Annotated in this window: 10 protein-coding genes and 5 pseudogenes; 10 read left to right on the forward strand and 5 right to left on the reverse strand. The window is 64.6% G+C overall.

All coding sequences use genetic code 11. The features are described from left to right. Positions 1-577 precede the first annotated feature (577 nt). From LXT13_RS11430 to LXT13_RS11450, 5 genes and pseudogenes are all read left to right on the forward strand, one after another. A pseudogene (locus LXT13_RS11430) lies at positions 578-2170 on the forward strand (TIGR04141 family sporadically distributed protein). A gap of 309 nt (positions 2171-2479) precedes the next feature. After that, the gene (locus LXT13_RS11435) at positions 2480-3598 is read left to right on the forward strand and encodes a tyrosine-type recombinase/integrase (protein WP_233372062.1); all 1119 of its coding nucleotides are present in this window, start codon (positions 2480-2482) and stop codon (positions 3596-3598) included. A 205-nt stretch (positions 3599-3803) separates the two neighbouring features. Next, positions 3804-4250, forward strand: coding sequence for an OsmC family protein (locus tag LXT13_RS11440; RefSeq protein WP_233372063.1), 447 nt, complete (start codon positions 3804-3806; stop codon positions 4248-4250). Between the two features lie 226 nt (positions 4251-4476). After that, positions 4477-4773 (forward strand): hypothetical protein, encoded by a 297-nt coding sequence (locus tag LXT13_RS11445; RefSeq protein ID WP_233372064.1) that lies wholly within the window; start codon positions 4477-4479, stop codon positions 4771-4773. Positions 4774-4777: 4 nt separating this feature from the next. Next, positions 4778-5248, forward strand: a pseudogene (locus LXT13_RS11450) (transposase); the annotation flags it as partial. Between the two features lie 31 nt (positions 5249-5279). Here the strand turns inward: LXT13_RS11450 and LXT13_RS11455 are convergent. The 5 genes and pseudogenes from LXT13_RS11455 to LXT13_RS28955 all read right to left on the reverse strand — a co-directional run. Next, positions 5280-5468: pseudogene (locus LXT13_RS11455) on the reverse strand (transposase); the annotation flags it as partial. Between the two features lie 148 nt (positions 5469-5616). After that, a complete protein-coding gene (locus LXT13_RS11460; RefSeq protein WP_233372065.1) occupies positions 5617-6663 on the reverse strand; it encodes a hypothetical protein in 1047 nt (348 codons plus the stop codon). A gap of 340 nt (positions 6664-7003) precedes the next feature. Then, positions 7004-7471 carry a nuclear transport factor 2 family protein gene (locus LXT13_RS11465; protein ID WP_233372066.1) on the reverse strand — a complete coding sequence of 156 codons (468 nt, stop codon included), beginning with the start codon at positions 7469-7471 and terminating at the stop codon, positions 7004-7006. Positions 7472-7487: 16 nt separating this feature from the next. Beyond that, positions 7488-8000 (reverse strand): annotated as a pseudogene (locus tag LXT13_RS11470) (IS3 family transposase); the annotation flags it as partial. Positions 8001-8213: 213 nt separating this feature from the next. Beyond that, positions 8214-8417: a hypothetical protein gene (locus LXT13_RS28955; protein ID WP_419964665.1), complete on the reverse strand. Its 204-nt coding sequence runs from the start codon at positions 8415-8417 to the stop codon at positions 8214-8216. A gap of 72 nt (positions 8418-8489) precedes the next feature. Between LXT13_RS28955 and LXT13_RS11480 the strand changes: the two genes are divergently transcribed. The 5 genes and pseudogenes from LXT13_RS11480 to LXT13_RS11500 all read left to right on the forward strand — a co-directional run. Then, positions 8490-9227 carry a response regulator transcription factor gene (locus tag LXT13_RS11480; RefSeq protein WP_233372067.1) on the forward strand — a complete coding sequence of 246 codons (738 nt, stop codon included), beginning with the start codon at positions 8490-8492 and terminating at the stop codon, positions 9225-9227. A gap of 10 nt (positions 9228-9237) precedes the next feature. Beyond that, positions 9238-10557: a sensor histidine kinase gene (locus LXT13_RS11485; protein WP_233372068.1), complete on the forward strand. Its 1320-nt coding sequence runs from the start codon at positions 9238-9240 to the stop codon at positions 10555-10557. Positions 10558-11040: 483 nt separating this feature from the next. Next, complete coding sequence (locus tag LXT13_RS11490) at positions 11041-11652, forward strand: PEP-CTERM sorting domain-containing protein (RefSeq protein WP_233372069.1); 612 nt, start codon at positions 11041-11043, stop codon at positions 11650-11652. Positions 11653-11782: 130 nt separating this feature from the next. Continuing rightward, positions 11783-12103: a reverse transcriptase gene (locus LXT13_RS11495; protein ID WP_233372070.1), complete on the forward strand. Its 321-nt coding sequence runs from the start codon at positions 11783-11785 to the stop codon at positions 12101-12103. Positions 12104-12161: 58 nt separating this feature from the next. Then, positions 12162-13342, forward strand: a pseudogene (locus LXT13_RS11500) (IS5 family transposase); the annotation flags it as partial. Positions 13343-13398 lie beyond the last annotated feature (56 nt).

A 13398-nucleotide genomic window follows, 5' to 3' on the forward strand; every position in this document is an offset into this window, starting at 1 on the left:
AGCCTAGCGAGGTGTTTTAGGTGTTCATCCGCTGCTGGACGGATACTGGATTTCGCTCTCAGAAGGGGCCGACTACGCCAATAGTCGGCCCCTTCGTCGTTCTAGGGCGCGCGTCGCATGCGTGTGCCTCCGGTTGTTACTGACCCTCAGTCATAACAGAAGCGGCAGCTAGCTTCAAGCGCTTTTTGTCGGTTTTTTGGCGCAACGTCGCCCTACGGATCGCAAAGTGGCATAAACGGCGTTCTACGGTATACAACTTGTTGAGGGACGTCTGGAAAGTTGGACTTTTCTGTGACCGCGTCGGAAAAGTTGGAGATTCTTGGCATCCGAAAAGGATCGAAAAACACCCCTCGGTCGCGCTGTAGCCTGGGAAGGACGCGCATTTACCGTAGGGGTGATTTGTGTCGCCTCGCTATTCGTTCTGCTAGGACCTTGATGACGCGCTGTTTCGCGTCAACATCGGCCTAGCGGACCAGAATTGCGAGCCGTCAACACCCGGTGGCTGCCGGAACAGTAATTTGCTTCACGAGCGGGATCAACTCGCCGGGGAGGAAGCGTGGCAACAAAGCCCAAGGTGTTGAGCCTGTCCATCTACCTGATCAAGAACAAGGATCTGCCGGATCCTGAACTGGTCAATCTGGACAAGGCCGATCCACCCATCGACCTTGACATTGGTGAAGGTGCGGCGCGGCTCTACGTGAAGACCGAATTTGTCCGTCAGCAGCCACCATGGACCCGGTTGTTCACCGCCCTCCCCGAGGTTCCAGATGGCACTTTCGGCCGGCCGAACAGCGTCGGCGCCGTGTTGATTTATCGCGCCGCCGACGCCACCTTCCTGCTGTCGTTCGGGATGGGGCGGCACCTGGTGCAGCAGGACGCCGTCGAGCGCGACTTTGGTCTGCGCGTCACGCTCAACTCCGTCAACCCGAACGAGCTGCGTGCGCTTGACAAGGCCACCTACACGCACCGACCGCTCGTTTCCAGGAACCAGAGCTCCCGTGGCGTGGACATCTTCGACCTGGATGTCGACGGCGAATCGGAGGTGCTGTATGCCATCACGGGACAATCGCAGGATCCGCGGCTCGGACCTCGGGTCACTGGGCGGGACGCGTTGACGGTGCTGTTGGCGTTGCAGGCCGACGACCTGCCCTCGCTGCTGGCGCATGTTCTGGCCCGCTATCGGGCGCCCCTGCTGGCCGCGTTCGACTGGGTGGACAACGTGCAGCGCGTACGCGACCCTGACTTCTTGCAACTGCTCGACATGGTGCTCGACGACATGCTGGCCCAGCCCAATGGGGCCATGCTTTGGATGGGGGAACCTGAAATCGTGGACTGGGAGCAGGTGGCCGGCTACCAATTCGACCTGCGCCCGAGAACCCCCATGCATCCAACGTTGGACCTAAATCATCTGACGGCCTACCTCCACGCTGCCGGCGAGTCCTTATGTGTCGTCAGCCTGCGTAGGCACTGGGTCCACTTGGTAGATGCCAACCACCAGTCATTAAAAATGTGGCATGCCTACCGGTGCCTGAACGCCGAAATTGGCGAGGACGATGCCACCTACGTCCTCAGGAACGGCAACTGGCTCAAAGTGAAGCCCTCTTTCGCCGCTCAGGTCGACGAGTCACTTCGCACGCTACCGATTCGGGATCTGGCGCTGCCAGAGTTTCAGCACGCCAATGAAGGCGAGTACAACGACCATGTGGCGGCGATGGATGCCAGCTACTACAACCTGGATGCGAACACCATCCGGCTCGGCGGCGCATACGACAAGATCGAGTTCTGCGACCTTTTGAAGGACCACAGGACGCTGATTCACGTGAAGGTCTAGCGGAGCTCGAGCACCCTCAGCCATCTGTTTGCTCAGGGACATGTTGCGGCAGAAACCTTCGTCAAGGACGAGCAATTCCGTGAGCGCCTGAACGCGAAGCTGCCGGCCGCAAGCCGGCTTGCCGACCCTCAAGCGCGGCCTGACGCCAGGCAGTACAGCGTTATCTATGCGATTGTGACCAACAAGACGTTGCCAGCGGAGCTGCCCTTCTTCTCAAAGGTCACCCTCAAGAACGTGACCCGCACGTTGCGCGCGCTGAACTACGACGTCGCGCTGACACGCATTCCCGTGAACGATAACTGGCTCCGGACTTCAAGGGTGCGTGGCAACCGGCCATGAATTCCTTCACGCTCACCTCGCCGCTCATGGCTAGCGGCTCGGCCACAAGATTTCGCGACCTCGTCCTTGTGCAGCTCAGAAACGTGAACGCACCTCAACTGATCTAGGGCGTGACGTCGAAGCTGCGACTTAACGGTGAAGTCGCAACCTACTTCCCGGGCTCCATGTCGGCGGGCAACCGCTCGCCAAGGGCGCTGACCGGTGCTCGCAATGAGGTCGGCACGGGTCCAGGTAAGCGTAGCTGCTGGTTTGCGACACGCACTCTTGTCCCGCGAGCACCACTGCCGCTAACCTTCGGTAAGCAGCGATTTGAAGCCCCGCCGTACACGGCTGGCGTGGCTGGCGCGCTACGCAGACAGCCCCAACACGCTGGCCAACGCGCGGCGCGAGGCCGAACGGGTGGTCCTGTGGGCGCTCACCGAGCGCGGAAAGCCGCTGTCCTCGCTGACGCATGAAGACCTGCTGATCTACCGCCGCTTCCTGGCAGATCCGCAGCCGGCCGAGCGCTGGGTGATGGCGCCCGGGCGCAAGGCTGGCCGGCGCGATCCGGCGTGGCGGGCGTTCGCCGGGCCCTTGTCGGAGGCCAGCATCCGCCAGTCGATGACGCTGCTGAACTCGCTGCTGTCGTGGCTCGTTGGGGCCGGCTACCTGGCGGGCAACCCGTTGGCGCTGGCCAAGCGGCGCCGCAAGGCGCCTCAACCCCGCGTGACCCGGTTTCTCGAAGCCGATCTCTGGACCGCGGTGCGAGAGTCCATCCTTGCACTCCCACAGGAGACTCCACCCCAGCGAGCGGTCTACGCGCGCGCCCGGTGGCTGTTCAGCTTGTTTTTCCTCGGCGGGCTGCGCATCTCCGAGGTTGTCGGCAATGGCATGGGCGACTTCTTCATGCGATCCGACGCCCAAAGCGGGGAGCAGCGCTGGTGGCTGCAGGCGTTGGGCAAGGGCGACAAGGAGCGGCTGGTGCCCGCGACGGCCGAGTTGATGGTCGAACTCATGGCCTACCGCCGGTCGCTGGAGCTGAGCGACCTGCCGGCCCCGGGCGAGCCCTCCCCCCTGCTCTTCCCCGTGGCCTGGCGGCGCTCGAAGCATCATGCGCCGCACTGGCCCGAGCCAATGACGCGGTCTGCCGTGCATGGGATCGTCAAGGAGGTCTTCGATCACGCCGCCAATCGATGGCTGACCGATGGCCGGGGCGAGGCTCAAGCTGACCGACTGCGAGCGGCGACATCACATTGGCTGCGGCATACCGCCGGCACCAGCTTGGCCAACGCCGGGGTCAATCTCAGCCACGTCCGCGACACGCTCGGCCACAGCGATCTGTCGACGACCAGCATCTACGTGCATGGCGAAGACGATGCGCGGCACGCGGCGATCAGTAGCGCTCATCGCATGAGCTGGAGCTCCGTCAGCGGCGGGTCCACCAGCTGACAGCGGCTCTGCCCGCTCTCGCCTTCGAGGCGGTCAACCTCGGCACGTTCTCAGCGCAAGCACAGGCGAGGTCAGCACCGTAGGACAACCTGGCAGGGCAATCGCCGTCCCTGTCCGACGGCAACAAGCGACGATGGCATTGATATTCAATGTTGGGCTGACGATGCCCCATGCCACTCTGAACAATGCCCTGAAAGGATCTGCCATGACCGAGAAAACCGCCAGCATTCATTGGGAGGGCTCGGGCAAGAAGGGGAAGGGTGAGATCAGCACCGAGACCGGTGCCTTGGAGCGCTACCCCTATGGCTTCGCCAGTCGGTTCGAAGACGACCGCCGCGGCACGAACCCGGAGGAAATCCTGGCTGCCGCGCACGCTGCGTGCTTCACGATGGCCTTCTCCTTTGCTTGCGACAAGGCAGGCTTTGCCACCGAGAAGATCGACGCACAAGCCCGCGTTCGCCTGTCGCCCCAAGGCGAAGGCTTCGTCATCGACCGGATCGCGCTCACGCTGAATGCCGACGTGCCGGGGATCGACGAAGCCAAGTTCCAGGAAATCGCCCAGGCTGCCAAACGTGACTGCCCGCTGTCCAAGGCACTCGCCTCCGTCGCCGAGATCAGCCTGCAGGCCACGCTCACCACAGGCGCGCCATGAACGACGCTGCGATGGTGCTGTCTGCCGGAGCCGCGTTGGTGGCAACGGATCGTGTGATGGGCGATGTGCAGCGCTTTCGATGATTTCGTCGATTTCACCGTGCTCCGGCGGTACTTGGTTGCCTGGCTTTCAAGTTGAGCTAAAGCTCACTGACTGATTGCCGGACGCATGAAGATCGTGGGCGTCGTTTGATGTCGCAGCCGAGCTTGCCCGCATGAGTGCCGCCATGCTTCCTTCCTGCGACCGGGGCGTGGCGCAGTCGGCGCCTGCGGAACCCGGCTCGGGCCCCACCCAACATCCGCACATGGTGCTGGCGACGACCGTGCTGGCGTCGGGCCTGGCGTTCATCGACGGCTCTGTCGTAAACGTGGGCCTGCCGGCCGTCGCGCTCAGTTTTCCGTCTCAGGAGATCAGCCTGTCGTGGATCGTCAGCGGCTACCTGCTGCCCTTGAGCGCGCTGCTGTTGATGGGCGGCGCAGCCGGCGACCGCTTCGGCCATCCACGCCCTGCCGCGCGACGATAGGCCCGTCCTGCACGGCGACAACGGCGCCACGCTCAAGGCCACCACGGTGCTGGCGATGCTGTGGTGGCTGGGCGTGAAGCCCTCGTACTCCCGTCCTCGCGTGAGCGATGACAACGCCTTCGTGGAGTCGTTGTTCCGCACGGCCAAATACCGGCCGGAGTTCCCGGACAAGGGCTTCGCCGACCTCGGCGCCGCGCGCGAATGGGCACGTGAGTTCGTGCATTGGTACAACCACGATCACCGCCACAGCGGCATTCGCTACGTGAGCCCGGCGCAGCGCCACGACGGCACGGACGTCGCGATCCTCGCGGCCCGGCACGACGTGTATCTCGAGGCCCGCCAGCGCAATCCGGCGCGCTGGTCAGGCAACACACGCGACTGGTCGCATATCGAGGTGGTCACGCTCAACCCAGAGCGCGACACTGTCGTCGCTGCGATCCGGCCCAGCAAGGATAGTCAGCCATTGGCTGCATAGCCGAGGCAACAAGTTGCTTGACGCGCGCCGGATGTAGCGATTGATGTCGCGCACTGGCGTGAACCGGGTCCACACGCGCCACCATGGGTTCAACGCTCTTGCGAGCCAGCGGCAACATCAGTCCCGTGCAATAGCCACGAAGCCCCTCGTGGCGGCCGGCGTGTCCCAGCCCCGAAGCCAAATGCTCCAGGTACTCCTCGAAGCGGTCTGCGACGTTCATCGATCCTCAACTAAAGAATCAAGAAGTCCTCATAATGCCTTGATTTTATTGACACAGTAAGACTAGTTGAAGCAAAAAACGGCGCCACTTGGGCGCCGTGTATACGCTGTCAACAGCTGGCGCAGGCGAGTCCGGCCGGCAAGTTCGTTCAGAACCGGAACGTGCTTATCAGTATGGTGCCGCCGCCGGTAATGGCAGCCGAGGCACTGGCCCCTGTGGCCACAGCTACATTGAAGGAAGGGATGGAATTCCACTGCGAGGGATCGGGGTTCCAGGACATCCCCATCGCGGCGCCCACACCACCATCAGCTTCCAAACCAAAGCCGATGGAGCCTCCATCGGACTCTTGCACCGCGCCCGGGCTCCAGCTGATACCCACAGTTGCGCTAGCTCCAGCCTGCGGCCCGATGGAGCCCCCCAGTTGCTCCACCAGACCCAGGGTGAACTGACCGTTTTCTTGGTAGAGGTTCATGGCCAAGCACCAAGTCTCTTCCACGCCAGCGGCGATGTAGCCACCATTTGCTCCCACGCAAACACCGAAGTTGGAGCGCACTAGGCTGCCCGGAATGCTGGCGCCGGGCTCCAGCCGGCCGTTGTTGTTGCGCAGAAAGCCCAGCTTCACTGCCAAGGCAATCATGTCGTCACGCACCTGCGCAGTGATCTTGCCTGAGGCGATGGCACGGGTGACAGCGTTGAGCCGGCCCTGGCCGTCGGCATCAAGCCCGCGGATGTTGCTCACCAAGTTACGCAAGGCCGGCTGATTGCCGGCCACGGCAGCCTTGCCGGCAGCACGCAGCAATTGCTCCAACAGCTCTTGTGCCAACTTGGCCAGCGCGTCGACACTTTGCTGATAAGTCTTCAGTACAGCGCCCGCCGAGCTGCTGTAAGTGCTGCGAGCCTGGTTGACCAGCACTTTGTAGTCGCTGTCGGATAGCGCTGCTGTGGCTGCGGCGCGTGCAGCCGCAGCGGCGCGCTTGGCCTCTTCCTCGGCGCGTCGGGCGGCTTCAGCAGCGGCTGCAGCAGCAGCCTCTGCAGCGCGTTTGGCGGCAGCAGCGGCTGCCTCGGCCGCCTTCCTGGTCTTGCAAGGCACGTCGTACCACTTGCAGGCGTACGCTGAGTTGGCACTGAACATTGCGGCCAGCGCCACTGCAGTGGCGGCGAGCTGGCGACGGGGGGTGAGGGAACGGGACAACATGAGGCGATCCTGATTTAACCAGCGCTAGCCGGCGATGGAGGGGCAGCCCTGGCGCCGGTTGCGGCGCAGCGGGCCCGGCGAATGGTGAAAACAGCGCTCAAACCCAGCATTGCGCGGAAGCGCTAGACGGGCTCTGCAACGCAAGAGTTCGAATGTTGCCAGCCACTGCAGCGCTTTTTTGCTACGTTTCATGGCGTTTGACGACAGTCTTGTCGCAATAGCCGTAGACCTTCGCTTGTGCGGGGCAGCCTCGCGGCAAAGTCAGCTTCCGGCCAAATCATGGAAAGCCCGGCTCATGCCAGGAGCGGAACACCGCGAATGACCGCTCCGGCCAGTCGCCTCAAAGCCCCATGTCCGTGAGCCCTGGATGGTCGTCCGGGCGTCGGCCTAGCGGCCATTCGAACTTTCGGTCTTCGGCCTTGATCGACTGGTCGTTGATGCTCGCGTGGCGATGCGTCCTCAACCCCTGTTCGTCGAACTCCCAGTTCTCATTGCAGTGGCTGCGAAACCAGTTGCCGGCGTCGTCGTGCCACTCGTACACAAACCTCACCGCGATGCGGTTGCCGTCGAAGGCCCAAAGATCCTTGATCAAGCGGTAGTCCAGCTCCCGTGCCCACTTGCGCTCCAGCAGTGCCTGCGCCTCGGCGCGGCCCCGAGGAAACTCTGCGCGATTGCGCCAGAGAGTGTCAGGGCTGTGCGCGAGCACGATGCGTGTGGTATTGCGACTGTTCCAACCGTCTTCGGCCAGACGAATCTTCTGGAACGCGGTCTCACGGGTGAATGGGGGTAAAGGAGGGCGGATGCGCACTGACCCTGCACCCGATTCAGTACCGCTCGGAAGTAGAACTTTCCGGCTCCTCTGACTTCGCCGCAGCCGCCTGCAGGCGGCTGCGGCGGGCGAATTCGGCTGGCGTGGACCACTCCAGCGCTGAGTGGGGACGGTTCTCGTTGTAGTCTCGTCGCCAAGCCTCGATCTTGGCCCGTGCATCGTCCAGTGACAAGAACCAGTGCTCGTTCAGGCACTCCTGGCGCAGCCGCCCGTTGAAGCGTTCGACGGTAGCGTTGTCAGTCGGCCGGCCAGGCCGGCTGAAGTCCAACTCGACGCCGCGCTCGTAGGCCCACTTGTCCATCGCCTTGGAGATGAACTCGCTGCCGTTGTCGGTCTTGATGGTTTGCGGCAGGCCGCGGTGCGCGGCGATACCGGTCAGGGCGCGGACGACGTCTTCTCCCTTCAAGCTCTGGCCGACGTCGATGGCCAGGCACTCCCGGGTGTATAGGTCCACGACGGTGAGCATGCGCAGTTTGCGTCCATCGAAGAGGTTGTCGGCGACGAAGTCTGGGACCAGGTCGACATCGGCTGAGTCACGTTGCGACTTCAACGTTCAGTTGCAACTTCAACGAAGGCTGGCTCGTCGCCTGGTCGTGTTGAGCACGCTGGGGCGGGTTGCGCCAGCTGTCACGCGACAGCCCAACCAAGGCGCAAGCGCGCCGTTCGCTGATCGGAGTCGCCTTCAGCATTTCGCCCACCGCGCGCCGCTTCGCCGGCGGGCTCAGCTCTTTGCGCCGAAGGCCGCCTTCAGCGCCTCGTTGTCCAGCACTGCCTCCGCCATCAGCTTGTTGAGCCGGTTGTTCTCGGTCCCGAGGTCCCCCAGCCGCTTGGCATTGCTGGTCTCCGTGCCGGCTAACTTGGCGCGCCGTTTGTCGAAGGTGACCGAGCGGAGGCCCTCTCGGCGGCCCAGGTCCGCCACGCTCATTCAAGTGTTCCACCGGTCCCGGCCGATGCTAATCTGAGCGCGATCAATAAGCCCTTCGCACGCGATCGCGCCATGTCTTCCCTGCCCCCGGTTCCTGCCATCCTCATCGTCGACGACGACATCGAGCTCTCGGCCATGGTCACGCGGCTGCTGGCTGCCGAGGGTTGGGCCGTGACCAAAGCGACCAGCGGCGCCGCCGGCGAGCAGGCTCTCCTGCTGGACCAGCCTGATGTGGTGCTGCTCGACGTGATGCTGCCCGACGCCAGCGGCATGGACCTGTGCCGCCGCTGGCATGCTGCCAACCCGTCGCTCGGGATACTGATGCTGACGGCACGAGGCGATCCGATTGACCGCATTCTGGGTCTGGAGCTGGGTGCCGACGACTACCTTTCCAAACCCTTCGAGAAGCGCGAATTGGTGGCCCGGCTCCGGGCCTTACTACGCCGGCGGGTGAAACCGGCTGCTGCGTCGTCCACCAGCTTCGGCCCGCTGGCCATTGACCTGGTGCGCCGCGAGGTCAGCGTGGCTGGCGTGGTGGTGCCCCTCACCAGCATTGAGTTCAAGCTGCTGGTCGAGTTGTCGCGGGTGCCAGGTCACGCGGTGTCGCGCGAAGCGCTCAGCAATGCGGTCCAGGCCGGCGCCTACAGGCCGCTGGACCGCACGGTGGACGTGCAGGTGGGCCGCCTGCGCCGGCGCCTGGCCAGCCTGTCGGGCGGCAGCGATTGGATCGAGACCGTGCGCGGTGAGGGCTACGCCTTCGTGCCGCGCGTGGCGAGTGATCCCGGCAGTACGGCCAATACGGGCCGCTGAGCGTTGGGTCATGCTTCGCCGGTTCTGGCCCGATTCGCTGTTCACGCGGATGCTGCTGATGCAGGGCGTGCTGGTGGCGGTGGCCGCGTTGATCTTCGGCTTGTTGCTGACGGCCGAGCGCACGGTGCTGCTGGCCCAGCCGCATGCCATCCTGTGGGCGCCGGTCGTTCGGCAGATCGCCGCCATGCCGGTTGGCACCGCGCGAATGCAGGCGTACGGCCTGACCGAGGGCATGCGCCGTGAGGCCGGTCCGCCTTCCGGGCTCAGGGTGCCCGCCAACTGGGCACCCGGCGTGCGCGCACTGCGTGATGCCTTGGCGCCGCTGGGCATTACCCTTGGCACGGTTTATGTGCAGTGGGGCAGCAGCGGCCTGACCTACACCTCGCTGATGCAGGTGGACGGCGGTGCGCCCTTCTGGCTCAGCGCATCTGGCAACATGTTGTTGCCGGGGTGGAGCATCCGCATGAGCGCGGGTCTGCTTGCCATGCTGCTGCTGATTGTGGCGATCAGCCGCAGGTTTGTGCGCCGCGTGACGCGGCCTCTGGCCCGCCTGCACGACCGCATGGTCAGCAGCGCCCAGGCGGGGGCGACCCTGACGCCGCTGGCCGCTGACGATCCCTGGCCGCCGCCGCCGGAGCTGCGGGCCATGGAGCGGGCGTACAGCGACTTGGCCGGCAAGCTGGAGCGCAACGAGCGCGAGCGTGCGCTGCTGCTGGCCGGCGTGTCGCATGATTTGCGCAGCCCGCTGGCGCGCATCCGGCTGGCCGCCGAGATGCTGCCGGACACCCCTCAGACCGCCGACGATGTGGCTGCCGTCACGCGCAACGTGGATGTGGCTGACCGCCTGATCGCCAGCTTCCTGGAATTCGTGCGCGCTGGCACGCAGGCACTGGACGAGACGGTGAATGCCGCCGACGTGGTGAGTCAGGCAGTGGCCGGCTTCGGCCGCCCGCCGGGTGAACTGGTGGCGCAAGTGCCGGAGCGCCTGCTGATGTACAACGCCAGCGGCCTGCTGCTGGAGCGGCTCGTGGTGAACTTGGTGGACAACGCGCTGAAACACGGCGCGCTGCCGGTGCGGGTGCGGCTTGCACTCCACGGCGACCAAGTGCAGCTGACGGTGGCTGACGCCGGGCCAGGATTGCCCGCAGGTGGCGCAGAACGGCTGATCGAAGCCTTTGCCCGCGGCGATGCCAGCCGCCATTTGCCTGGTTTCGGCCTCGGGCTGACGATCATTCACCAGATCGTCACCCGCCTGCGCGGCCGGCTGCAGTTCGAGGTGAACGCAGCCTCGGGACACTGTGCCATGGTGGAGTTGCCGGTCAGCCGCTGACAGCTGGCGCCGCGTGGTCGGCCGCGTCATCGCTGGCCCATGGCGCGGTTGGAGAGGCAGACCGACTCATGGGACTGGGGTATCGGCCTGACCGCCGTCGGATTGATCTTGAGCGGTGCCATGGCGAACTGCGGCGATTCGTCAGCAGTCTTTGCTGGCTCAGCAGGTGCGTCAACAGACGGCGAGGTTCGGTGTCGTCATCCACGATGCGGACGGCAAAGGGCCGGTCAGGGCGTGCCGTCGGCGCTGGGGGGGCGCCAGTGCGCCAGCTCTGTGCGCGATTGCGACAGCGCCGTCGCAATACGTCGCAATACGTCGTGCCGCAGCGGGTCGGCGGAAATCGACACTCACGGGACTGTGCCACCGACTGTGGGGCGACCACTTACCTCTCCAAGGGATCGCGAGCCAGCGGCAGGCAGGAACCTTTACGGGCTCGCGTCCGAAACAGACGCGATGTCAAACACCCAACCCCAGGTCATTCCCATGCTCAAAGCCCCCGTCAAGATGCGCTGCTTGATCGCCCTCAGTCTCAGTGCGTTCAGTTTGAACGCCGCCATGGCCGCGACGGTGAGGTACGACGACGCCGGCACCTATACCGCGTCGGCCGTCACGCTCGGCGGCGTATCAGTCACCGGCTCCTCTACGGTCAGCGTGCTTCAATTTAACGGCTTGGGTGTCGTGGGCGGCTACTGCGCGCCCTTCAATTGTTTGGACGGTACGGAGTATCTCGATTTCGACTTCAGCAGCCTGGGAGGCGCCACGGCGGTGTCTTACCTCAACAGGTTGGCTGGCGGGGCCGCGGAAAAAAAAGTCACGATCTTCGGCATCGGCGGCGTGCTGCTCGGCCAGTTCGACTCCAGCGGTTCTGGTCACTACAACCTGTCGGCGTTGGTAGGCGAGAGTGTCATCGAGCGTTTCCGCCTGCAGATGCGCAGCGGCTACACGAACATCAATGAATTGAGCTTCTCCGAAGCGCCTGCGAGCTCAGTGCCCGAACCTGGCAGCTGGGCACTCGTCGGTCTGGCGCTGCTGGGATTGGCAGGAACGCAGCGTGGCTGGTTCGGGCAGCGCACGAAGGCGCGGCCGCAGGCGTGATGCCATCAACGGCGTCAGGTGTCCTCCATCGTGACCTGGGCCGACGAGATTCGGTCACGCGACACCGCGTCCTGGCACTCCATCAAGCAGACCACCGACCATGCATCCACGAAATTTCTGCTTCCACGCATTGGCCGGCGCCTGCGCACTGGCAACCAGCGCCGCGCAGGCCGATGTCAGCAGCTTGCAAGGCCGCTTCACGACGGACGATGCCCAGGGCTACTACGCCTACCACGCGGTGCCGACCAACATCCGTTCGTTGGCGCAGTTCCGGTTCCGAGTTGCGGTGGCATGGCGGCGCGTGCTGGGCAGGCGCAGCCAGAAGTCGCATGTGAACTGGAAGCGAATGACGCGCATCGCGGACGAATGGCTGCCTCAACCCCGAATCCTTCATCCTTGGCCTGAAAAGCGATTTGCCGTCAAACACCCGAGGTGGGAGCCGAGTGCGTGAATTGCGCATGCTCGGATCTGTGCGGGGGGCGCTCAGCAATGGGCGTCCCTACCGCGATCAGCTGTTCAGCGGCATGGACTACTACCAGCCTAAGCTGCCGTGCGATGCCACGCAGATCGGGCGCTTTCGGCGCGTGCTGGGCGAGGCCGGCGTCGAGCAGTTGCTCAAGACCACCATCGAGACCGCGCTGGCGATCAAGGCCGTCAAGCCCGCCGAGTTCGAGCGCGTGATCGTGGACTCCACCGTGCAGGAGAAGGCCATCGCCCACCCGACCGACAGCCGCCTGCTGGAGGTGAGCCGGGAGAAGATCGTGCGGCTGGCCCAGCGAGCTGGCTTGAAGCTCAAGCTGACACACCAGCGCGAAGGCCGCACGCTGCGCCGCAGGGCCGGCGGCTATGCCCATGCCAAGCAGTTCAAGCGGCTGCGCCGCCAGCGCACCATCCTCGGCGTGCTGCTGCGCGAAGTGCGGCGCAAGATGCCGACGCTGTCCCAGGCTGCGCAGGCGCAGCTCGACGTCTGGCTGCAGCGCGCCGAGCGCATTCACGCCCAACGCCCCAGCGACAAGAACAAGCTCCACGCGCTGCACGCGCCGGAAGTCGAGTGCATCGGCAAGGGCAAGGCGCGCAAGCCCTACGAGTTCGGCGGCAAGGTCAGCCTGGCAGTCACACACAAGAGCGGGCTGATGGTGGGGGCCAGGTCTTTCCCCGGCAACCCGTTCGACGGCCACACGCTGACCGCCCAACTGGAGCAGACCGGCACGCTGCTGCAAGACATCGGCGTGACGCCGAAGGTCGCGGTCGTCGATCTGGGCTATCGCGGCGTGGATCAGGACATCGCCCCAGTGGCACTGATCCACCGCGGCAAGCACAAGTCCCTGAGCACGGAGCGAAAGCGCTGGCTCAAGCGGCGCCAGGCGATTGAGCCGTTGATCGGCCACACCAAGCAGGACCACGGCATGCAGCGCTGCTGACTCAAGGGCAGCGAAGGGGACGCGCTGCACGCGGTGCTGTGCGCGGCGGGCTTCAACATCCGTTGGCTGATGCGGGCGCTGCTGCGCCAGTTCAAGGCCAGTGGGCTGAAGCATGTTTTTTGGCCCTGATGGCCCTATGCGCCAAACAGCTCACCTGCTTGGCGGCCAGCTTGCGCGGCCCGGATACACCGCCGCACGGTGCACACAGAGCAATCGCGCTCCCGAGGCCAGTGCGCCGGTTGTCCAACGACCTCGTCGCAGTCGCTTGAACTCGCGATTCGGAATTTTGCAGGTCCGACTACCGAGGAAGGCGCGATCACACTGC

It is taken from the genome of Pelomonas cellulosilytica (assembly GCF_021353265.1).
GTDB classification, from domain to species: domain Bacteria; phylum Pseudomonadota; class Gammaproteobacteria; order Burkholderiales; family Burkholderiaceae_C; genus Pelomonas; species Pelomonas cellulosilytica.

Excerpts from the sequence above, each read along its gene's own strand:
- LXT13_RS11490 (WP_233372069.1), top strand. The coding sequence starts at position 11,041 with ATGCTCAAAGCCCCCGTCAAGATGCGCTGCTTGATCGCCCTCAGTCTC.
- LXT13_RS11440 (WP_233372063.1), top strand. The coding sequence starts at position 3,804 with ATGACCGAGAAAACCGCCAGCATTCATTGGGAGGGCTCGGGCAAGAAG.
- LXT13_RS11460 (WP_233372065.1), bottom strand. The coding sequence starts at position 6,663 with ATGTTGTCCCGTTCCCTCACCCCCCGTCGCCAGCTCGCCGCCACTGCA.
- LXT13_RS11445 (WP_233372064.1), top strand. The coding sequence starts at position 4,477 with ATGCTTCCTTCCTGCGACCGGGGCGTGGCGCAGTCGGCGCCTGCGGAA.
- LXT13_RS11485 (WP_233372068.1), top strand. The coding sequence starts at position 9,238 with ATGCTTCGCCGGTTCTGGCCCGATTCGCTGTTCACGCGGATGCTGCTG.
- LXT13_RS28955 (WP_419964665.1), bottom strand. The coding sequence starts at position 8,417 with ATGAGCGTGGCGGACCTGGGCCGCCGAGAGGGCCTCCGCTCGGTCACC.
- LXT13_RS11480 (WP_233372067.1), top strand. The coding sequence starts at position 8,490 with ATGTCTTCCCTGCCCCCGGTTCCTGCCATCCTCATCGTCGACGACGAC.